This window comes from Aliibacillus thermotolerans, from assembly GCF_027853235.1.
Classification (GTDB): Bacteria; Bacillota; Bacilli; order Bacillales; family Marinococcaceae; genus Aliibacillus; species Aliibacillus thermotolerans.
Genome location: NZ_WKJG01000094.1, coordinates 43,158 through 65,758, shown reverse-complemented (window position 1 = coordinate 65,758; position 22,601 = coordinate 43,158). Strand labels below are relative to the sequence as shown.

Genomic DNA, 22,601 nt, shown 5'->3' with positions numbered 1-22,601 from the left:
TTTTTAGTCTTTTGTATCCTTTCTCATAAAAAAACTCTTCTATCACAGGGAATTCTATGATAGAAGAGTGTTTGTTTTAATTGCTATAGTAGTCGTTAATCCCATTAAAAATCGCTTTTGCTGCTTTGTCATCATATCCCGGTTGTTTCATCCGGTTCGCATCTTCTCTATTCGTTAAAAAACCGAGTTCAACAAGCGTACTTGGCATGGTCGTATTTCGAATGACATAGAAGTTTGCATCGGCCACACGACGGTGTCTCATTCCTGTTTCTGCTACGAGACGCTTTTGAATTGCTTCAGCAAGCTTGCGACTCTCTCTCGCTTGATATCTACTATTGTAGAATGTCTCTGCTCCTTGTGCAGCAGCGGAAGCGGCGTTCGCATGAATACTAATAAAGGCATCTGCATTCGCTTTTTCCGCAATCGCTACGCGTCCACTTAACGTAACGAATGTATCATCGCGACGTGTCATGACGACATCCACACCCGCGTCTTTTAACAACTTTTCTAATCGAAGCGCCACATTTAAATTGACATTTTTTTCCACCAAGCCGTGTCCGCTTGTTCCTGGGTCGTGATCACCGTGTCCGGCATCAACAACGATTGTTTTCCCTTGTAAGCCGGTCTGTCCTAAATAATCGTTATGGGTATAAGCCCACTTTCCATTAAACTTAATTAATACCCATGGACCACTCGTTTGTTCATAAATATCCACCTTGTCGCCTCGTTGGAGTCTGCCAATTGCTTCGTGATTTGCTCCCGGACCGGAACGAACGACTAGTGAAGAGGTGGTCACTGTTTTTGTCGCAATTGGTTCTGCCGGTCGTACATCTTCATCCACATTCCCGCTATCTGCTCGTTCTATATAATAAGCAGACACGTAACCTTCTTTCCCGTTCACTTTCACCTTCAACCAGTTGCCTTCTTCGCTATAGACATCAACTTTTTCGCCACGCTCTAACGTGGTAATCACTTGATAAGAAGTCCCTGGTCCTTTACGAACGTTTAGCGGCGTGGAGTTATTAACAACAACACCTTCATACAATAATTTTTCCGATGACACATCTTCATCCGGTGGCGTTGGGGTACTGTTACTATTTTCATCCAGGCGAAGATCTTCATTCATCGCTCGCGCTAAATACGCGGAAAACTCTGCTCGAGTAGCCGGCTTATAAGATTCAAACTTGCCACTCGTGCGTTCAATTATGTTTTCATCTACAAGTTTAGCTATGTAGCCTTTTGCCCAATGATCTTCCGGAACATCACTGAATGAAATGTCTCCATTATAATTTTTTGTTCCATCCCCAAAAAAAGCTCGTGCAATAATGGCCGCTGTTTGTGCTTTCGAAATTTCTCCGTTCGGATTAAATCTTCCATTTTGACCTTCAAAGATTCCTAGTTCAATTGAACGCTCAATTCGTGGAAGTGCATTCATATCTTCCCGAAGATCCGGAAAAGACGGTGCTCGCTTCAATCCACTTTCCCCAAGCGCTCGCGTGATCATGACTGCTGCTTGTGAACGTTTTAGAGGATCCTCTGGTTTGTATAACCCCTCTTTTGGGTAACCGTTCGATACCCCTTGTTGCCCTAGATATTCAATTTCTTTGGCTGCCCAATAACTACTGCTGACGTCTGAATAACGGCTGCTTGCTTCTGCATTTCCAGAAACTAACCCGAGCATCGGAAAGACAGAAAAAATCACGGCCAGCGCAAGCAATCCGTATAAGATTTTTCTCGACAACATAACTCCTCCCCTCAAAATTTTGTCCCTCTTTACCCTATGTTAAGAGACTCTTTTCATCGTGATGCAATTCATTAGAAAAACGTTGTATGAGTCTTTATTCCTGCATATACTTCATATCAAACATAATGTCTTGCTTTATGAGAAAGTACAACCATTTTCGTCAACCTTTTCCTCACATAGACAGGATAGCACGTCAACTTTAAAGTCTCTAGACTTTTTATTCCAAACGAGGAAAAATAGGAAGAAGTTATTAGTTATCTTTACATATATGTTACAGACACAAATGTCTTGTTACAACTTTGCAATGAAGAACCGTCTGAAATGCTTTCTTTCATTTGTTGTCTTTTTCCTTTAATATATAAACGGGTGATGATAAATGAAGAAAATAATAACCTCCGGGAGTGTATTGCTTCTCCTTCTCATCGTTGCAGGTTGTTCTACAATAAGCATGAACCGCTACATTGAAAAAGAAGAAAGAGTCGATGTAGAAAGATTTGCTTATCCTGATGAGAATTTTACGTATGACATGGAAGTGTTACAAGATTTGGCAGATCGAGTTCGCTTAGAGGAATTAACGACAAGAAATATCAATAGCATTCTTAAAGATGAAATTAAAGCAGGACGTTATAACGAAATCATTATATATTTACGCGAGCTGCAAGAAGAAGAACCAGAAGAAGCAGCGGCCTTTTCAACCCGTTACAATGAAGCATTGCAAGCACACGTCATGCGTTCAGCAGAGCCTTCTCCTACTTTAGTGGAAGATGCCATTACAAGATTGGAGTACCAGTACCAATTAGATCCAGAAAATGAAAGATACATTATCGATTTAGCAAATATGCTGATTCATTCAGAATATGATGTCGAACGAGGGGCTACATTGTTGTTTGACTTAGAAGAAAAAATGATACAAGCAGGCGAACAACCAGGTTTAGATCTCACTTTAGCTCTCGCGGAAGCCTATTTTGCAGTGGGAAAATATGAAGAAAGCATTGAACGATTTGAACGATTAACCACATTAGACACGGAAGACCCAACATATTTTTATAAAATGAGCAAAGTATTTAAAGAAATGGGCGACAAAGAACAAGAAAGAGCTGCCCTCACCCAAGCACTCGAACCAACCTCCGAATTCCTCACGCAATACGGAGACAGCACCTACCACCTTTACAAAGACTACTTAAACAAATCTATTTATGAATAGAAAAGCGAAGGCGACTGCTTACGAGTGAAAAGCACTGGAGGGACATCGAAAGAAGCCGGTCAACGGCTTCCGAGATGGCCCGAAGTGCTCGAACGAGTAGGAGCCGGAGCTAGACACAGAAAAGCGGAGGCGACCGCTTAGGCGCGAAGGCGTTGGAAGAACGGGGCAAGAAGTCCGCTTTTTGACTTTTGCCACGTTCTGAAGCGCTCAAGCGCCTGGTTGCCGGAGCTAGACATAGAAAAGCGGAGGCAATGAAAAGAGGTCCTATGCGACCATTTTTGAGTTATTGCATAAAGCAAGTGGTTACATGAAGCGGTCATACGACACTTATTTTTCCTTTTTTAGTGAAAACAAGTCGTATAAAACATAAAATGCGCCTCTACCCCCATTTATTACCTTTTCAAATGGGCCATGCGACACTTTTTTAGGTTTTTTATGTAATTAGACGTCCCATGAAGCGTTCATACGACGTCTATTTTTCTTTTTTGCTAATAATAAGTCGTATGAAGTGATATTTTGTCTTTATATCACCTAATTATTCCCATTTTATCTTTCATGTGACACTTTTTCAGAATTCATGCAAGATGATTCGTCGCATGAAAGGGTCATACGACAACTAATTTATCTTTTTGATTGAAAATAGGTCGTATAAATCGAGTTTCCATGTAAAATCGCCTTATTTTTCCCATTTTCTCCTTCCATACGACACTTCATGAAATTTTTTAACTATTAAATGTCCCATAAATCGTTCATCCAACACTTTTTTCAATTTCCAAATGAAAATTGGTCCCATGGCACTTTGACTCGCAAGTTCATACATTAGTACGAGAGTTCAAACCATCATAAAAAAAAAACGGCCTCTCTCGGGATATTACATTCACCGAAAGAGACAGTTTTTGTATCACATTTCATCCATTACTCTTTTTAAGAACAAAGCAAACTGAGAACGAGTCACATTTTCGTTCGGTCGAAACGTGTTGACTGTCGTGAGCCCATTATCATACAAACGATTAATTGCCTCATAACTCCAAAAATCCATCGGAACGTCTTCAAAAGTATGTTTCACTGTAGGTGTAGCTAATTGATCATCAAACACAACGGTTAATATTGTTGCCATCTGGGCTCGCGTCATATATTCATTCGGACGGATGTTCCCATTGCTCCCTTTCATGATTCCGTGGTATTCCATCGCTTTCATCTCATCGTACCCTAAATCACCTTCTCTCATATCCGTCGCTTGTAATTCATAATCAGACGGTACTTCAAGATCAAGGGCACGCTGTAAAATCGCAGCGACATGTCTTCGATAAATCGGTTCATATGGTCGAAAACTTCCATCAGAATATCCGCTAATGATCCCTCTTGCTTCTAAAAAACCAACTGCTTCTGTCACTTCTTGATCTCTAATATCATAAAATTCTGTGATTTTCCCTTCTCTAACATAACTGCTTGCCATAAACCCGTGGGCGTCTGCGTAATGAAATGGATAATAACCAAATAAGTTATCGCGATGATTATCATGTTCCAGTTTCCCATTCACCGTTAAAGGCATGTACAAAGGAACATCCCCTAGCTTCCGTGAAGACACCGTTGGCTGTTCTCTAAAATTAATGGTAGATCCGGGTTCTAAAGCATAGCTATAGACGTGATCGCCCTCTGTAAACATTTGGGTCGACTTCGTTTGTGTATCTGTTTCCGCATGATCATCGACAAACTTCATAATATTTCCTCCATCCTCATATTTCACTTGAAACGAAGGAAAATCCATTTCAGGAAGGAGTGTTCTTGTCGATAATGTTTGATACACTCGTTCTTGATAGGTTGTCTCATTTCTGTTTGGGTCATTACGTGCCTCTAAGCCGTTGTAAGCAAGCACGGCAAAATACCAATTTTCAAGCACATCGCGTTCTCCATCGTTCACTTGCGGTAAAATGGTGCCGGTCCAATTCCATTTTTCATCCAATAATTGGGCTGCTACCTCAATATTGTAAGCTGTGTCCCATTTTAACCATTCTCGATTGATTTCGCGATGTTTTAAATCATCTTCATGAAGCGTCACTTGCATGATACCAATTCCACCATCATCGTTTGCATTCATGATGGGATTTCCATTTTCATCAAATTGTCGCATGCCCGTTTCTACATAAGCAATGGCCTTTAAAATTTCAGGTGGAATTTCGTATTTCAACCCGATTTCTGTGATGATATCCTTTTTCTCTTGGTAAGAGAGCTCAACACCCACACCCTCTTCAGCTAATACATTGCCACCATGTAATCCAATGAACAGACTACAAATCAATACAACCAACCACTTTTTCAATACAGACACCTCTTTCTAGCAATCTATTTGCATTATAAAACACTTCCTTTTTCTTTTAAATCACTTTCTGTTAATGAAAAGACATAGGGAGAATGATATACTAATTAAGTAGTTTCTCAGATAGGGAATGAACATAAGGAGAGAACAGTATGATAGCTTCTTTGAAAAAATTAATCGGCAGCGAACAAGAGCGGCGATTGAAAAAATACAAAAAAATTGTCCAACGCATCAATCAATTAGAAGAAAAAATGGAACAACTGTCGGATGAAGAATTAAAACAAAAGACAACGGAGTTTCGAGATCGGCTTGAAAATGGTGCCACTCTCACTGACATACGGGAAGAAGCTTTTGCAGTTGTGCGAGAAGCATCTAAACGCGTGCTCGGTTTGCGCCATTATGATGTGCAATTACTTGGAGGCCTTACCTTAAATGATGGAGATATTGCCGAAATGGCAACTGGAGAAGGAAAAACTCTCGTTGCCTCTTTACCTAGCTATTTACAAGGTTTAACGGGAAAAGGCGTCCACGTTATTACAGTCAATGAGTATCTTGCGAGAAGAGACCGAGAACTGATTGGACAAGTACATGAATTTCTTGGATTGACAGTCGGATTAAATGTTCCGCTACTAGCTTCTGATGAGAAAAAAATTGCGTATGAAGCGGATATTACTTACGGCGTTGGCAGTGAATTTGGTTTTGATTATTTAAAAGACAATATGACATATAAAATATCTGACCGGGTACAACGACCGTTTCATTTCGCCATTATTGACGAAATCGATAGCGTCTTAATTGATGAGGCAAAGACCCCGCTCATTATTGCCGGGAAAACAGAAGTGAATCCAAACCTATATAAAATTTGTGCACGAATGGCTCGCAGCTTTAAGAAAGAAACAGACTATATTTATGACCCTATTACGAAAACAGTTAGTTTAACAGATGACGGGATTACAAAAGTAGAACGGGCTTTTGGAATCGATAACTTATACGAGCTCGAACACCACACGCTTTATCACTTCGTCTTGCAAGCGTTACGGGCTCGCGTGATGTTTACGAAAGACGTGGACTATATCGTTCAGGATGGTGAAATAAAACTTGTCGATATGTTCACTGGTCGCGTCATGGAAGGTCGTTCTTTCAGTGATGGACTACATCAAGCGCTAGAAGCAAAAGAAGGCGTTGAAATTACCGAAGAAAATAAAACCCAAGCACAAATAACGATTCAAAACTATTTTCGAATGTACCCGACTCTTTCAGGCATGACAGGTACCGCAAAGACAGAGGAACAAGAGTTTCGTAATCTTTACGGCATGGATGTCATCCAAATTCCGACAAATAAACCGAGAATCCGAAAAGATCGGGAAGACATCATTTTTGCGACGGTGGATGACAAATACCGAGCAGTAGCAAAAGAAGTGAAAAAACGACATCAAAAAGGACAGCCTGTTCTCATCGGTACGACATCTATTATTCAATCAGAAACGATGGCCCAGTATTTAGACGAAGAGCAAGTGCCCTATGAGCTATTAAATGCAAAAAGTGTTGAAAATGAAGTAAAGCTTATTTCTCTTGCTGGTCAAAAGGGGCAAGTTACAATTGCGACAAATATGGCAGGTCGGGGAACTGACATTATGCTTGGAGAAGGTGCAAAAGAAGCAGGTGGACTATTTGTACTAGGAACAGAAAGGCACGAAAGTCGTCGAATTGACAACCAGCTCAAAGGGCGCGCCGGAAGACAAGGTGATCCAGGTGAATCCCAATTTTACATTTCATTAGAAGATGAAATGATTTTGCGTTTCGGAAGAGAAGATGTAGAAGAATTACAAAAACATTTAAAAACAGACGAAAATGGTGTCGTCTTAAACGAAGAAGCTCCTGAGATTGTTGATAAAGCGCAGAAAATGTGCGAACAAGCAAACTCTTCTCTCCGTGAATACACATTAAAACTGGACGATATTGCGAACGAACAACGAAACGTCATTTATAAATTGCGAGATAAAGTGTTAGAAGAAGACAGTCCTCTCGATACGTGGATCGACATGATGAAATCAAGCACGACAAAACTCATTGACAACTATTGCGGAGATGAGTACCTTCCAGAAGAGTGGAACTTAAGAGAATTACAAACACGGTTAAACTTGATTTTTGTAGAAACGAATGTGACATTGCCAAAAGAGCTAGAAACGAAGAAAGAAATCTTAGATATCATGGAAGAAAAAAGAGAAGAATTTCTTAACAAAATTGACCAGTTCAAAGACAATGCAACCGTACAACAATACGCCCGGAGAACATTGCTTGCGACCATTGACCGATACTGGCTTAAACATTTAGAAGAAATGACTCGACTGAAAGAAGGAATCGGTTTACGTAGTTATGGTCAAGAAGATCCGATGCGGGTGTTTACACGGGAAAGTTTTGAATTATTTACGCGCATGTACGAAATGATTGAACACGATGCATCCGTTCACTTGTCAAAACTGATCCAACCATTACTAAAGAAAAAAGAAGAGGTGACAAAATAATGCTTCCGTTTTTCCGCAAAAGAGAGAAAGACCAATTAAAAATGGAAGGACAAGAAGATACTGTTTCTTCCAATGAATTGCTTGATGAACAAAATGAAGAAGAGGGAGACGAAGAAGTCATGACTTCCCTCTCTTTCCATCCAGAATGGAATGTATCAAAAGAAGACCAATATTCCTTTCAATTTTTAAATATGGAGTGTGCCCCACTAAAACCAAATCAAATATCTCTCTCTGGCATCAGCTTACAAATGGACGAAAAAAACAATGCCCAGATCACTGCTTTCATTCGCAGTAGCTTAAAGAAAACGATCAAACTGAAAGAAACAACCCTTGTTCTTCTTGATAAAGATGACAAAGTACTTGGCAGAAAAAAAATGGATCTTTCCGAGGTAGGAGAAATACCACCGGAAAGCAGCCGACCTTGGACCTTCATTTTTACGGAAAAAGATTTATTCACGACAGAATTACCGAGTGAAGACTGGAAACTAGCATTCCAATTAAAACCGTCTTCCCGGAAACATACATTAGAACTGGAAGACAGTTGGGAAAAATCCCTTGCCAGCAAAGACAAAGAAAAACTAAAAGAAATGGTCGACAAACTCACCCCACCAAAACAAGGAGAAGTAAACTTCATGGGGCTGAAAGCAGACCAAAAAGAAAACGGTAACTTACACGTAACAATTCTTATTAGAAACGGCAACAACCGAAACATCAAACTAGAACAAATCCCACTCCAAATCAAAGACGCTAACGGAACAGTCGTCGCAAAAGGCGGATTTAAACTAGATGATTTCGAAGTAAAAGCAAATACAAGCAAACCATGGACATTCATCTTTCCAAAAGAACTCGTCCAACACGACAATCCAGACCTAAGCAAATGGAAAGCCGAACCTATCAGAAAAGCGTAGGCGACTGTTTAGGCGCGATAGGTTCTGCGACGCACAGGACGTGCTAGCATCGCCGTTCCTCACAAAATCTGGACTGCAATACTTCTTTGTTTTCTTTTGCGCCGAGTAACCGCAGGCGCAGGACGTGAGATTTTAGGCGATGTTCCTTTTTAATAAGCGCTCTTTGCTTTCTTTATCTGACCTGTGAAGAATCCGAGCGCCTAGGAACCGGAGCTGGACAAATAAACGCGGAAGCAAGCGAGTAGGGAGAAAAATCATCATTCAAAGTCCTATGCGACCATTTTTCAGTTATTGCATAAAGAAAGTGATTGTATGAAGCGGTCATGCGACACTTTTTCAGGATTTTTATGTAATGAGACGGAGCTGTCCAAAAAGTCATGATTGATGACTTTTTGGACATTTTTTTGTCATCGCTTCATCAAAAATTGCTTCTCTAAACGCCTCTTGGCCGAATAGGCATGTTTCCAACACCAAATGGTTGATGGAAGTAAGTCATGGATAGTCATGCCATCGTTTCATCAAAGTATTGCTTGTGGAAGCAAGCCATGGTTGGCTCATAACACTGCTTCATTCAAAAATGTCTGATGAAAGCAAGTCATGGATCGCTCATGCCACCGTTTCATTCAAAAATAGTTTGTGGAAACAAGCGATGAATGGATCATGGCACCGTTTCAATCCAAACACCATTGTGAAAGCAATCCATGCACGATGTATGGCACCGTTTCGACGCTAAATGATTGTTGAAAAGAACGCTCGATTTATTTTTCAGGACTTATTAGATAACCTCGTCTATTTTTCTTTTTTTGCTAATAATAAGTCGTATGAAGTGATATTTTGTCTTTATATCACCTAATTATTCCCATTTTATCTTTCATGTGACACTTTTTCAGAATTCATGCAAGATGATTGAAAATAGGTCGTATAAATCGAGTTTCCATGCAAAATCGCCTTATTTTTCCCATTTTCTCCTTCCATACGACACTTCATGAAATTTTTTAACTATTAAATGTCCCATAAATCGTTCATGCAACACTTTTTTCAATTTCCGAATTAAATTTGGTCGCATCGGCCTTTGGATAGATCCTCTATTGCCAGATGAAGCGTGGTCTTTGACTCCTCCACATTTTGACGCACACACAAGCTCCGAGCCACCGAAGCTGATAAAAAAGTGTTCAGGTGCAAAGACGTCTAAAGAGCATAGACAGAATGACTTCTGCCCTGATCAGACTTCTACGTGTCGAACAAAACTTTCATCCTTCTCTGTTTACTTTTGCACTGAGTAAGCGGAGGTGAAAGACGCACGGAACGTTAGCAAAAGTTTCTTATTTCCGAGCACCTGACTTCCAAAGCTGGACAAAAAGGCGCGATAGTTGATGGAGAAGCGGGAACTCACCCCCTACTTTTCCCTTCATCCGAATAGGAAATATAATAAAAAGGTTGAAAATTGTCATTTATTCATATAATATATGATTTGTGTTTAACATGAATAACAACTTCATATTTTTGGAAGATAGGTGTCTAGTTTTAGACTTAAAAGGGAATCTGGTGAAAGTCCAGAACTGTCCCCGCAACTGTAAGTGTGGATGAAATGAGATGACCACTGTATAAGTGAACTTCACGGTGCTTATACGGGAAGGCTCAGAGTAAAGTGAAGCACAAGTCAGGAGACCTGCCTATTTTCCTCGAGTTTCATTTTTCCGGGGAGGTGAGAAATGAAAACGACAGAGGCAAAATGTAGCTGTAGTATTTTTAGCTATTTGTACATATGTCGTTTTTATTCGCTCTTCCTCCAAGCCGAGGAAGAGCTTTTTGTTTTGGCGTGAGTTTATAAATGTCAAGGAGCAGAGTGATAATGATGAACAAACCGATTGTAAACTTTTTAATCATTAGCTTGATGTCGGTCGTACTGATTCTTTCTGGTTGTAGTAATGAATCGGCAGAAACGGATACATCGAAAAAACAGGAAAATACATCTCATGAAGCGACTAATACATTAAATCTTGAGTATTCGGATAGTTTTAGCATTGAATACATTGACGGGCAAGTGAAAAAATTAGTGGACGGCGAAGGACGCAGTTTCCTACTCGTTCCGAAAGGAGAAGAGGTACCCGAAGGATATGACGATGTACCAGTCATTTATACTCCGATTGAAAATGTGTTAGCCTCTTCTTCCACTCAAGTATCGCTTATGGAACCACTCGGGGTGATTGACAGTCTTTCTGCAGTCATGACGGATAAAGACGACTGGTATCTTGATGACGTCATTGAAGGGTTTGAGAATGGTTCTATCACGTTTGTTGGTACAGGGCAAACGCCAGACTATGAGTTCATTCAAGAAATAAATCCAGATATTGCGATAGTTTACGGTGGCACATGGGGTCAATTTGAAATCATGGAAAAGTTAGATGAGTTAGGAATTACGTATGTCGTGAATAATGAATACTTGGAAGAACACCCCTTTGCTCGAATGGAGTGGATAAAATTTCTCGCTGCATTATATAACAAAGAAGAAGAAGCGGAACAATTTTTTACGAAAGCAGTAAACAATGTAGAAAGCTTGTTTAGTCAATTACCGGATGAAGATAAAACTTCCGTTGTATGGGCAAATATTTATGATGGACAATTCAGTGTTGTCAATCCAAAAGGTTTCACCGCAAAATTAATGGACATGGCGGGAGGAAATTATATTTTTAAAGATTTACCGGTAGAAGTGAGTGAATCAGTATCATTTACCCAAGAAGAGTTTTACGCCCAAAGTATTGAAGCAGATGTTTTTATTTACGATGGAATGGAGTCTTATGTTGGTTCGCTTGACAATATCGTTGCACAAGCTCCTCTCATTGCCGATATGAAGTCGGTACAAGATGGAGATGTCTGGTTGTACCAAGATTGGTATTGGCAAATGCTTCATAAAACAGATGAGATAATTGAAGATTTAGCGATCATTTTTTATCCAGAACTCTTTCCGGATCAAACACCGAAACATTTTATCAAAGCGGAATAATCAGATGAAAAGTTCACTCCAAGTTTGGAGGTTCGGCATGGACATTCGTAACGAAACAGACACAAAAAATAAGTCATTTAAAAATTTTAGTATATTTTTAATATTGTTACTACTATTGATTGTCACTTTCTTTCTGAATGTCGGGATAGGCTCCGTGAACATTCGTGTCGCTGAAATCATTCAGATTATTTTCCAATTACCGACGGAAAATGAAGTGCATGAAGCCATTACAAATAAAATTAGACTGCCTCGGACGATTGCAGCGATGATTGGGGGTGCGGCGCTCGCCATTTCCGGTTTACTGTTGCAAGTGTTTTTTCGAAATCCGATTGCTGGCCCGTTTGTTTTAGGAATTTCTTCTGGAGCTACGTTGGCTGTTGGTTTCATTTCGCTTGCTGGATTCACCTTTGGACTTGGGGTCATTTCACCCTTTTTGATTTTTATTGCTGCTTTTGTTGGTGCAGTTAGCGTCATGATTTTAGTGTTGCTTCTCGCTGCGAAAGTGAGAAATATTACGACATTATTAGTCATCGGTTTAATGGTCGGATATTTAACGAGTGCGGTGACGAGTTTTTTAATGGCATTTGCCGAAAAAGAACACGTTCACGGATTCGTCATGTGGTCATTAGGAAGTTACTCTGGCTTTACTTGGGATCAAGTGATCGTATTAGCAATCATCGGTTTGCCTATGCTTTTCGCCACTTTTCTTATTAGTAAACCTTTAAATGCGTTTTTACTAGGGGAAGATTATGCAAAAAGTATGGGAGTGCCTACGAAACTATTTCGCTATGTCATTGTGATTCTAGCAAGCATTCTTGCCGCAGTCATTACCGCATTTACTGGACCCGTCGCATTTATCGGAATGGCGGTACCACACATTGTGAGAACGGTTTTTCAAACGTCTGACAATAAAATATTGATTCCTTCCGCTATCTTGCTTGGGGCTATTCTTACTTCTCTATGTGATTTGTTAGCGCGAACATTGTACAGCCCGATTGAACTACCTATTAGTGCTGTCACTGCTTTCTTCGGTGCCCCGATCGTCATTTATTTATTACTGAAGAGGAGGAATACATTGTGAGTATCATCAAAACGGAAGAGTTAGCCGTTGGATACGGGGATAAAAAAGTTGTTGAAAACATCAATATCGAAGCATTAAAAGGACAGTTCATTTGCTTGTTGGGACCAAACGGATCTGGGAAGTCGACCATTTTAAGGTCCTTATGTGGATTTTTAGCTCCCGTTGGCGGAAAAATATTTCTTAAAACCCGTGATATCTCTCAAATAAAAACAAATACACTGGCAGAAACGATGGCGGTCGTTTTAACAGACCGGTTATCTCCTGGTTTGATGACAGGGTTTGATATCGCTGCGCTGGGAAGATATCCTCACACAGGCTTTTTTGGGAAGCTAAGTCAAGAAGATATTGAAAAAACGTGGGAAGCACTCCATCTTGTGAACGCCCAAGATATTGCGCATCGTTTTTTTAATGAATTAAGCGATGGTCAGAAACAAAAGTTACTTTTGGCAAGAGCTTTAGTGCAAGAACCTGAAGTGATTATCCTTGACGAACCGACGACGCACTTAGACGTGAGACATCGAATGGAAGTCATGAATATTTTAAATACGTTAACGAAAGAAAAAGGAATTACCGTCATTCTTTCTCTTCATGAAATTGATTTAGCGTTAAAAAGTTGCGACATCGCCATTTTGATCAAAAATAATAAAATTTTAGATTACGGGCCACCTGAAGACATCATTCAAGAAGACACGATGACGAATCTTTTTGATATCCGTTCCGCTCATTACAATGAATTTTTAGGTACGGTCGAATTAACGAATGATTTTCCTCCTTCCACTTTCGTTGTCGCTGGTGGCGGGACAGGTACGAGAATCTTTCGGGCACTTACGAAAAAAGGATACGGCGTTGCGACAGGTATCTTGCACGAAAATGACGTCGATTACTATATCGCCAAAACGATTGGTACTCCGCTCGTAAGTGAAATGCCTTTTAGAGACATTCGCGAACATACGGTAAAAGTAGCACAAAAGCAAATTGAACAGTTAGAACGAGTGGTCGATACTGCCTTTCCAATCGGTTCTCTTAATAAGCAAAATATCGATTTAATATTGTATGCCGTTTCTATCGGAAAACCGGTGTATTCATTAAGAAGCAGACAAGAATGCGAAGATGTATACGGTGAACAAGCTGCGAACGTTCAAACTTTTGAAAATATGAATGAAATGCTGCAATCATTTTCATCCCCAGAAGCACTAACTTCACCAGCGGTAAAAGCGACAGTGGGAGTATAATCATTATTTTTATAAAAAGGTGGGATTTCAAATGTTAGTAAAAAATGAAGTAGTGGAAAATTTGGATGGTACAAAGTCAGAGTATACTTATTTTGATGCAAAAGATGTCGATGTAGAAGCGATGTTAACGGAAATTTATGAAAAGTATTGGGAGCAAGTGACGACGACTTATGTGATTCAAGGAGCTGTCTTTGAGTTATTTGCGAAAAAGCCAAAAAAAGTAGGAGTGTTAGATGGGTATCTCACGGTGGATACAGGAGACTGGCATCTTCATTTATGTGTCGGGCACAATCGCGCAAACAGAGCAAGTAAAGAGCACAAAGCCAAGTTACAAGAAATAAGACAAGTGAAAAAAGGTGCGTTTATTCATCAAACAAATGGAACTTGCACTCCGGAAAGTTGGTCACTCAGACTTTGGAATGGAAACGATGAACAGATGATTAATATTATCTTCCCTAACCCTTATTTAACAGAGGACTTAAAGCCACAACGAAAAAATCCGGATTGGAGTAAATTAGATATGTGGAAAGAGCTTCGCAAAAAATATTTAGGAGTGGTGGAATAAAATGCCTACTTGGAACTTATCGGACATGCACCATCACATTTTACTTTGTAACGGCAGTAATTGCACTAGTGCTGGAGCTGAAGAAGTAACACGAGCAGTGAGAGCGGAAATTAAAGCGCGAGGATTAAACCATCAAATTCATACGACGCGGACACGTTGTAATGGTCGCTGTGAAGATAAATGTGTCTCTATCGTCTATCCTGACGGCATATGGTACAAAAATTTGACACCGGAAGATGCCGCCCCTTTCATAGATTCCATCATGAATCAGGAAGAAAATCTAGCGGATAAAATTTCCCATCAATTTAACGGAGTTCATTTTGAAAGAACAGAAGGGACGATCGTCGGGAAAGAAAAGCGGTCTAAAAATCTTACAAAATAGCATGATAAAAAACTGTCCTCTAGCATTTCGCTAAAGGACAGTTTCTTTTTATTGAGAAAGAGCTCGTTTCAAAAATACCGCAAATTGCGCTCTTGTAACTGCCTCACCGGGACGAAAGTTTCCATTGCTACCTCGCGCAATTCCGTGGGACGCTAATATTTCAATTTCGTCATACGCCCAGTAATCAGAGTCGACATCGTTAAAGACTCCTTTTCTCTCTCCCTCTAAATCAAAGGCACGAACGAGAATCGTTGCCATTTGGGCTCTTGTTAAATAATCATTTGGAGAAAACAATGTCCCATTTCCCCTCATCATCCCTTCATCGGTCACTGCTGCAATTTCAGGGTATGCATGGAAATCTTCTTTCACATCCCGGTATCTTGGATTCGGTCGATTTTCCGTTTCCAATTCAAATGCTCGAGCAAGCATGGAAGCTGCTTGAGAACGAGTTAAACGCTGATTTGGACGATACGTACCATCTGGATACCCTTTAATGATGTTACGCTCTGCTAAATATTCAATTTCACTGCTACCGAACGTGTTTTCATTCACATCTTTAAACATCGCTTTTTTCGTCACCGTAATTGGAGCCGAGCCGACTTGCTTTCCTTGATAATGGGCTCTAATTCGTCCTTCTCCTGCTTTTTTCGCAACAAAGGTAGAGCCACGCATTTCACCAAGATGCTCATCTACGCTCCAAGTAATGTCCTCTTCATTGACATTCACAGGATTATAATGTTCGTCCATTCCATAAAGAATAGACACGTTCATTGTTTCTCCTTCTTGGACAGACTGTTTTTCTCGGGATAATACAAGTCGCGACAACTCAGAAGTTGGCGCAATGCTAATCGCTTGCAGAGTAGAAGACACACGTCGTTCGCTTCCAGCGGATAAACGGTTCATTACCGTTGCATACTTATCCCCATGCTGTCTTGCCACGAACGTCGTAGAGCCACCTCCGTCAAAGTTCAATGCCCGGTCAGCACCAATCTTCTTCATGTATTCCGCCAGCTGACGAATATTTGCTTTATCCATTGTTACCATAAAAACAGTGTCTCCTGTTTTATCTACCCCAACCGCCGTCCGGGCAGTGGTAGATTTGTAACGCCAACTGTTTGGATTCATCGTAATGTTTACTTCACCATCTTTTACTAACTGTGGACCGCTACCTAATAAAATCGCAGCGTCTTGCCAACGATTATTGATAGAAGCGGATACAGTAATGGTATCTCCTTCTTTTACGTGTTGAAGTTGACGGAATTTGTCCCCGTTTGCAAAAATAACAAATCCATTTTCCGGAATGCGAGAGTTTCCGGAATCATTATAGCCCCTTATCTCTGTTACAGTACCAGACAATTCATCGCCGAAAGAAAAACGGCTCGCATCCCCTGAAGCTTGTTCCACAATAATTTCCATTCCGTAACGACTCGTACCTGTGCGACTGTCAGGAAATGACGGGGTATAAAGGACAGCCTCATCAGAACGAGCACCGGTGTTCATCGTATTAATCTCTACTGTTTTATCACCAACTGCAGCGGAAATAGAGGCATCATAATGACCAATTAATGCTTTCCCATTTGCCATTTGACCGAACAATATAGGCTCACTGCGGTAATGATCACGACTTTCGGAAATTCGACCGTAACTAATAATTTCATTATCTTTCGCAATGATACTGAATGGTAAAGGCTTTGCATTTGGGTCCATATCAAAAAAGGATGCATTAATTGCTCCTACCACGGCATGACCATCCCGTGTCGCAGCACGAGCTTGCTCGGAAGTCGTCTGCAATTTCGTTAACGGACTGGGAACACTGACAGCTAACTTATTATGTTCATTCGTTAAATCTACTTTTAATATGTTCGCGCCTGAACCGCGATCACTTTCATATGTAATACCAGGACCTATTGGTGTTGACGAGGCAGCAACATCTTCTGCCGAAAGAGAATAAAGTAATGACACCGACAATACCGAAGCAAGACCTTTGCTCATCCAACCTTTTATTTTTTTCATCAGTATCTCTCCCATTATGTTTATATAAAACTGATTGCGAACCGATGCTTATTGACGCAACTCATTGACTTTCCTTTTATTAAGAGATTGCTAATTATGTAAAAGACTATCCTCCCCTTTCTTTCACCTCCTTACAGAATCTTAACATTAATGATATAATGTTTACGTAATGACGCAATTTACGAGCTACCAAACACTAAATCTTGAAACCAAATGACCAAGGTGGTGAAATATAATGCAAGCAAGAGAAATTTTTCAACGATACGAACTTAAATATCTTATTCCTTTTGATAAATACAAAGCCATCGCAAAAGCGTTAATAGATAGTGGTAAAATGCGCTATGATAAATTCGGAGATGGTTACGGACGATATAATATTGTGAGTTTATATTTTGACTCGGATGATAAAAAGATATATTACGAAACGAGAAATAAACTCCGCTTTCGACAAAAATTGAGATTACGAGTCTACGACAATGCTACCATTAATAGCCCTGCTTTTTTGGAAGTGAAACAAAAATTTAATAAAGTTGTAAACAAACGTCGAACGAAGATAAAATTGGCAGATGCCTATGATTATATTAAATTTGGGAGAAACAGTGAAAACGGGCTGGAGGAATACAATCCGTCCAATCCACAAATACTGGAAGAAGTGGAAGCTTTTCGCTCTTTATACGAGTTAAAACCGAGATTAGTCGTAAGCTATGACCGCCAAGCATTTCATGGTATTGAAGATCCGGACTTGCGGGTTACTTTCGATTACAATTTAACGACACGAGATGATAATTTACGTATCGAAGACGGACCTTACGGAATGTATTTTGTCGATCCAAACCTTTCTGTGATGGAAGTGAAAGTCTCCCAAAGTGTGCCATTTTGGCTTGCGCGATTACTAAGTGAGTATGAATGCCCGCGTAAAAGCGTATCAAAGTTTTGCACGAGCACGGATTTGTTAGAAGAACAAGCAATGAAAAAGGGCAGAACCTATACTTCATTAATTAGTTAGTCTATGCTTCGATGAAAAAACATTTGCAAGAAGTAGCTTCGATTTCTATAATGTAAGAGGGGAATGACAGGAGGTTCAGTTACGCATTGCTGAACCTGCTTTTCCTGTTTGCATATAAGCGCCTTATTTTACAGTTAAGGAGAATAAAAATGAGTCAATTCATGAATGAAATTCAAAGCGTAACTGACTTAACAACAAAAGCTGCGGTAATCGAAGGAATCATTGCCATTCTCTTAAGTTTTGTGTTGAGTTTGGTTATTACCTATTTATACCGAAAAACCCATAAAAACGGACGATATTCCCAATCGTTTGTTCACACAATCATCATCATGTCGGTTGTCGTCGCCGTCATTATGATTGTCATCGGAAATAATATAGCCGTTGCTTTCGGACTCGTTGGTGCTTTTTCCATTATCCGATTCCGTAGCGCAATGAGCGATCCGAAAGATATTGCCTTTATTTTCTTTGGGATGGCAGCAGGAATTGCTTGTGGTCTCGGTTTTTACTTACTCGCAGTGATGTTCACCATTATTTTATCTATCTTAATATACATTTTGTACTTATTGGATTACGGCGGTCTGAAAAGTACATATAAGTCCCTTCGAATTACGATTCCTGAAAATATGCATTACGAAAATGTTTTCGATGAAATATTTGAAAAGTATTTAGATTATTACCAACTAAAGCAAGTAGAGACAACAAATCTCGGTACGATGTATCAATTGAATTATTTAATCGCTAAAAAAGAAGGTATTCCGGACAAAGAATTAATTGATGCTATCCGAGCAAAAAATGCCAACTTAAAAGTATCTATCGGTATGGTCAATTAAAAAACGCGAACCTAGGGACGTAATCTCCCGTTTGGTTCGCGTTTTTGTTTACGCTTTTTCGGAAAGTAGTTGCTTCATGTAATCGATCACCGGTTCTTTTAAATCTTCTCGACGCAAGGCAAAATCAAGCGTAGCTTTTATGAATCCAAATTTATCCCCGACATCATAGCGATCACCGCCAAATTGATACGCGAGCACTGCCTGGCTTTCGTTTAACTTTTTAATGGCATCGGTTAATTGGATTTCCCCTCCCGAACCCGGTGGCAAGTCTCTTAGAATAGGGAAAATTTCTGGCCGGAGAATATACCTTCCCATAATTGCATAGTTGGAAGGAGCTTCTTCCAAACTTGGCTTTTCAACTAAATCGTTTAAATGAAGCACTCCTTCTTCAATGCTTTCTCCTTTCGGTGCTACAATGCCATATTTAGACACGTCTTCATCGGGAACTTCTTGTACACCGACCACCGAGGAATGGTACCGTTCAAAAATGTTCATCAGTTGCTTAAGACATGGGGTTTCGGATTGAACAATATCATCTCCAAGTAAAACAGCAAACGGTTCATCGCCAACAAAACGGCTCGCACAAAGGATGGCATGACCTAGTCCTTTCGGTTCTTTTTGACGGATGTAATGAATATTCGCCATATTAGAAATGGCTTGCACTTCCTCCAACAAGTCCCATTTTTCTTTTTTACGTAACGTTTCTTCTAATTCATACGATTTATCAAAATGATCTTCCATCGCTCGCTTACCGCGACCGCTCACGATAATAATATCTTCAATACCTGAAGTAATCGCTTCTTCAACGATGTATTGTATCGTCGGTTTATCGACAATAGGAAGCATTTCTTTTGGCTGTGCTTTTGTCGCTGGTAAAAATCTAGTTCCAAGACCTGCAGCTGGAATAATCGCCTTTCTTACTTTCATACGTGTCACTCTCCTATGTTATTAGCCATGTTCCATAAAATGAAAATATCTCTTTTTTCTGGAATGATTTCTACTCCTTTTATCATGATCGTTTCTTCTGTTTCGTGCGCAGCTACCAGCGCCTCTTCCAGTTCTTTCGCCCGAATAGGCGCCCCTAACTCTTCCGCCGCTTCGGCAGCTAATTCAAAATTGGCTTGAGTCGTGCGGGCAACTGCAAATTCTCTTAACCCACCTTCATACGCTTGAAAGAGGTGATAAAATTCTTCATCCGCTGTTCCAAAACCTAACTCTCGGGCATACACGGTGACTCCACGTTCGCGGTATAAAGCGCGCACTTTTTCCGTATATTCGTTTGCTCCTTCTGGTGTGAGGTCAAGCAACCCTTCACTTTTCCACTCTGTTCCTACTTTATCATGAAAACGTTTGAAAAACACGGCTGCTTGAGCCCGGGTTAATTTTCCATTGACGTCAAACCGTTCCATCTCTGTTTCTCCATTTTTCCTTCCTGTTGTTAATCCTTCTTCAAACATCCAAGCGATTGATTCCATCAGACCTGATGCTTGTCCTTGTGTATGAGCGAATGCTTGACTCACAATACCGCGGGTAACTTCGCGATTTTTGATATCATCATGGCGTAATCCCGGTAGACGTAAGTTACCATCTCGCGCAAGCGTTCGATACATATTCATCGCCCAATGTTCATTTTCTTTTCTTTCCCCTTGCATTCCAAAGTATCGTCCCAACATGACCGCAAATTGGGCTTCCGTCATTTCATCCCCGGGACCAAAACGACCATCTTTATATCCGGTTACTAATCCTTTCTCACTCGCCCATGTTATTTCTTCTTCTGCCCAATACCCCTCTTTTACATCCGGAAAAGAGGTAGCATGTACTTCGAGGGGAGCTATGTATAAAAAACAAGTGAGCGTGACAGCGCATAGAAAAGCGTGTCGCCATTTTTCTCGATTCTTCATCAATCTTCCCCCTTCTGTGTCCTTTCCTTCATTATTATAACGTGTTATAACAAATCATGTACATAGAGCATTGGTGCGAAATCCAAAATGATGCATGGAAAATATGGTCTCACATAAAATTGTCACAAAATCCCCCTTTCATTTTTCTGAAATTTTGGTATATTATAGGTAACTTTTAAAAGAAAGGAGGTTCAATGACTTTTCCCACTCCTGAGGCTCCCCACACTCGCCAAAGGAGAATCATTCCAATAACAAAGAAAGTGGTGATAATTTTTTGGCTAGAATATCTTCTCTCTCGCTTCCCGGAATGACCTTCTACGTAGAAGCTTATGCACCTCGTAACAACTACTTATTTTTTGACAAACGCGACTACTCCCAATACCTTTACCTATTAACAAAATTAACATCAGACTGTGATTTTGACCTGCACGCTTATTCCCTTCTTCCTTCCGAAGTTCACCTCCTCATGGAAGTATTCCGCTCCGATTTATCTGACATTATCCAAAAGTTGCATATGAACTACGCCATTTATTTTAATAAAAGACATCAGCTGGATGGTTCTGTCTTCGATCGTCCCTACAAAGCTACTCCTCTTTTTGATGAAACCGATTTTTATGAAGCCAATCGCTTCATCCATCTCCTCCCTCTGAAAAAGAACGTGACGACTTCTCTCTACCAATACCGCTGGTCAAGTAGCCGAGAATATCTTTCGCCCCAATCTCCCGACAGTCCTATCCACCCTTTCTTAACATTAGAACGAACCCTTCGCTTTTTTCCATCTCCTTCTCACGAACACTTCTCTACATTTCTATTTTTCAATGAAAAAGGAAAAACCCCCACTATGTAAATACTGTCCATTGAAAGGAGTTTCCCTTTTGTTTAACGAAGTCACCCTCGTCGGAAGATTGACCCGTGATCCTGAATTAAAATACACAAAAGACGGTATTGCCGTTTGTAATTTTACTCTTGCAGTGGAAAGATCTTTTCGCAATCACCTCGGCGAATTTGAAGCGGATTTTATTCCTATCACCGTATGGAGAAAGCAAGCAGAAAATACTGCCACATACTGTCACAAAGGCGCGATGGTTGGCGTAAGAGGTCGCATCCATACCCGTTTCTATGAAAATAAAAACGGAGAACGAGTCTATGTCATGGATGTAAACGCAGACCATATCCGTTTTTTAAAATTAAATTCCTCTCAAAAGAAAAACTTTTCCCCTCCAACAGACAATGAAACTCCTCTAAAACCAACCACTCCTTCCTTTTCTCAAAAATAAAACAACCTTCTGAACCTCTCATTCTTGTAAACCGTAGGCTTCCCTTTAGCCTACGGTTTTTCTTCATTTTCTCTCCCAATATGACAAAGAAGGGGATCCAACAATGTTGATTCTTCAATGTATGGCCCGTATAATAGAAAGGGACCCATTGTATACATCTCAGCTATTGACACGTAATGTGTGAATAGAGGATCTCGTTAAACAAAAAACACATATAAATATGAGGTGCACATGAACATGATTTCGTAAAATAACACTAAAAACAAACTCAAATGGGTCACGGTAAAAGGAGGTGGAATGTATGGCTTTTGTTATTACCTCACCTTGCATCGGGGAAAAAGCTGCTGACTGCGTAGACGTATGTCCTGTCGATTGCATTGAGGAGGGGGACGACCAATTTTTTATTGACCCTGATGTTTGCATCGACTGTGGTGCTTGTATCGTTGTTTGCCCAGTGGAAGCAATCGTCGAAGATACGGAACTAACGCCTGAAACAGAACCATTCTTAGAAAAGGCGAAAGAGTTTTTCGGTACAGCGTAAAATAAAAATGTTCACAACGTTTCACTACGTTGTTTTTTTAAACGACCGCTAAAAATTATGTTAGCGGTCGT

Annotated in this window: 19 protein-coding genes and 1 riboswitch; of the genes, 13 read left to right on the top strand and 6 right to left on the bottom strand. The window is 40.2% G+C overall.

Annotation, left to right across the window (positions count from 1 at the left end):
- Nucleotides 1-76: 76 nt before the first annotated feature.
- A complete protein-coding gene (locus GJS40_RS13175; protein WP_270898315.1) occupies nt 77-1,741 on the bottom strand; it encodes an N-acetylmuramoyl-L-alanine amidase in 1,665 nt (554 codons plus the stop codon).
- 379 nt (nt 1,742-2,120) lie between these two features.
- Between GJS40_RS13175 and GJS40_RS13170 the strand changes: the two genes are divergently transcribed.
- A complete protein-coding gene (locus GJS40_RS13170) occupies nt 2,121-2,948 on the top strand; it encodes a tetratricopeptide repeat protein (protein WP_270898314.1) in 828 nt (275 codons plus the stop codon).
- 901 nt (nt 2,949-3,849) lie between these two features.
- Here GJS40_RS13170 and GJS40_RS13165 read toward each other — a convergent pair.
- Nucleotides 3,850-5,268, bottom strand: coding sequence for an S-layer homology domain-containing protein (locus GJS40_RS13165; RefSeq protein ID WP_270898313.1), 1,419 nt, complete (start codon nt 5,266-5,268; stop codon nt 3,850-3,852).
- Nucleotides 5,269-5,417: 149 nt separating this feature from the next.
- Between GJS40_RS13165 and secA2 the strand changes: the two genes are divergently transcribed.
- The 8 genes from secA2 (at nt 5,418) to GJS40_RS13125 (ending at nt 14,962) form a co-directional block, all read left to right on the top strand.
- Nucleotides 5,418-7,790: an accessory Sec system translocase SecA2 gene (secA2, locus tag GJS40_RS13160; protein ID WP_270898312.1), complete on the top strand. Its 2,373-nt coding sequence runs from the start codon at nt 5,418-5,420 to the stop codon at nt 7,788-7,790.
- Nucleotides 7,790-8,698, top strand: coding sequence for an accessory Sec system S-layer assembly protein (locus tag GJS40_RS13155; protein ID WP_270898311.1), 909 nt, complete (start codon nt 7,790-7,792; stop codon nt 8,696-8,698). The genes secA2 and GJS40_RS13155 overlap by 1 nt, the downstream gene beginning before the upstream one ends.
- A 532-nt stretch (nt 8,699-9,230) precedes the next feature.
- A complete protein-coding gene (locus tag GJS40_RS13150) occupies nt 9,231-9,431 on the top strand; it encodes a hypothetical protein (protein WP_270898310.1) in 201 nt (66 codons plus the stop codon).
- 762 nt (nt 9,432-10,193) lie between these two features.
- Nucleotides 10,194-10,389: riboswitch (cobalamin riboswitch) on the top strand.
- A gap of 161 nt (nt 10,390-10,550) precedes the next feature.
- Nucleotides 10,551-11,702 (top strand): ABC transporter substrate-binding protein, encoded by a 1,152-nt coding sequence (locus GJS40_RS13145; protein ID WP_270898309.1) that lies wholly within the window; start codon nt 10,551-10,553, stop codon nt 11,700-11,702.
- A gap of 37 nt (nt 11,703-11,739) precedes the next feature.
- The gene (locus tag GJS40_RS13140) at nt 11,740-12,783 is read left to right on the top strand and encodes a FecCD family ABC transporter permease (RefSeq protein WP_270898308.1); all 1,044 of its coding nucleotides are present in this window, start codon (nt 11,740-11,742) and stop codon (nt 12,781-12,783) included.
- The gene (locus GJS40_RS13135; RefSeq protein ID WP_270898307.1) at nt 12,780-14,015 is read left to right on the top strand and encodes an ABC transporter ATP-binding protein; all 1,236 of its coding nucleotides are present in this window, start codon (nt 12,780-12,782) and stop codon (nt 14,013-14,015) included. Before GJS40_RS13140 ends, GJS40_RS13135 begins: the two co-directional genes overlap by 4 nt.
- A gap of 31 nt (nt 14,016-14,046) precedes the next feature.
- Nucleotides 14,047-14,580 (top strand): DUF7676 family protein, encoded by a 534-nt coding sequence (locus GJS40_RS13130; RefSeq protein ID WP_270898306.1) that lies wholly within the window; start codon nt 14,047-14,049, stop codon nt 14,578-14,580.
- 1 nt (nt 14,581) lies between these two features.
- Complete coding sequence (locus GJS40_RS13125; RefSeq protein WP_270898305.1) at nt 14,582-14,962, top strand: (2Fe-2S) ferredoxin domain-containing protein; 381 nt, start codon at nt 14,582-14,584, stop codon at nt 14,960-14,962.
- 48 nt (nt 14,963-15,010) lie between these two features.
- On the opposite strand, the gene GJS40_RS13120 is transcribed toward GJS40_RS13125, so the two are convergent.
- Entirely contained in the window at nt 15,011-16,975 is a 1,965-nt protein-coding gene (locus GJS40_RS13120; protein WP_270898304.1) for an S-layer homology domain-containing protein, read from the bottom strand.
- A gap of 235 nt (nt 16,976-17,210) precedes the next feature.
- On the opposite strand from GJS40_RS13120, the gene GJS40_RS13115 reads away from it, so the two are divergent.
- Both GJS40_RS13115 and GJS40_RS13110 read left to right on the top strand, forming a co-directional pair.
- Nucleotides 17,211-17,981, top strand: a complete 771-nt coding sequence (locus GJS40_RS13115; RefSeq protein ID WP_270898303.1) for a polyphosphate polymerase domain-containing protein — start codon at nt 17,211-17,213, stop codon at nt 17,979-17,981.
- A 149-nt stretch (nt 17,982-18,130) separates the two neighbouring features.
- Nucleotides 18,131-18,811, top strand: coding sequence for a DUF4956 domain-containing protein (locus tag GJS40_RS13110; protein ID WP_270898302.1), 681 nt, complete (start codon nt 18,131-18,133; stop codon nt 18,809-18,811).
- Nucleotides 18,812-18,859: 48 nt separating this feature from the next.
- Here GJS40_RS13110 and galU read toward each other — a convergent pair whose 3' ends face one another.
- The 3 genes from galU to GJS40_RS13095 form a co-directional block, all read right to left on the bottom strand.
- Nucleotides 18,860-19,738, bottom strand: a complete 879-nt coding sequence (gene galU, locus GJS40_RS13105; protein ID WP_270898301.1) for a UTP--glucose-1-phosphate uridylyltransferase GalU — start codon at nt 19,736-19,738, stop codon at nt 18,860-18,862.
- 5 nt (nt 19,739-19,743) lie between these two features.
- Nucleotides 19,744-20,712: an S-layer homology domain-containing protein gene (locus tag GJS40_RS13100; RefSeq protein WP_270898300.1), complete on the bottom strand. Its 969-nt coding sequence runs from the start codon at nt 20,710-20,712 to the stop codon at nt 19,744-19,746.
- A gap of 487 nt (nt 20,713-21,199) precedes the next feature.
- Nucleotides 21,200-21,349 carry a hypothetical protein gene (locus GJS40_RS13095; RefSeq protein ID WP_270898299.1) on the bottom strand — a complete coding sequence of 50 codons (150 nt, stop codon included), beginning with the start codon at nt 21,347-21,349 and terminating at the stop codon, nt 21,200-21,202.
- A gap of 238 nt (nt 21,350-21,587) precedes the next feature.
- Between GJS40_RS13095 and GJS40_RS13090 the strand changes: the two genes are divergently transcribed.
- Both GJS40_RS13090 and GJS40_RS13085 read left to right on the top strand, forming a co-directional pair.
- Nucleotides 21,588-21,989: a single-stranded DNA-binding protein gene (locus GJS40_RS13090; RefSeq protein ID WP_270898298.1), complete on the top strand. Its 402-nt coding sequence runs from the start codon at nt 21,588-21,590 to the stop codon at nt 21,987-21,989.
- 301 nt (nt 21,990-22,290) lie between these two features.
- A complete protein-coding gene (locus tag GJS40_RS13085) occupies nt 22,291-22,530 on the top strand; it encodes a DUF362 domain-containing protein (RefSeq protein ID WP_270898297.1) in 240 nt (79 codons plus the stop codon).
- The last annotated feature ends 71 nt before the right edge of the window (nt 22,531-22,601 follow it).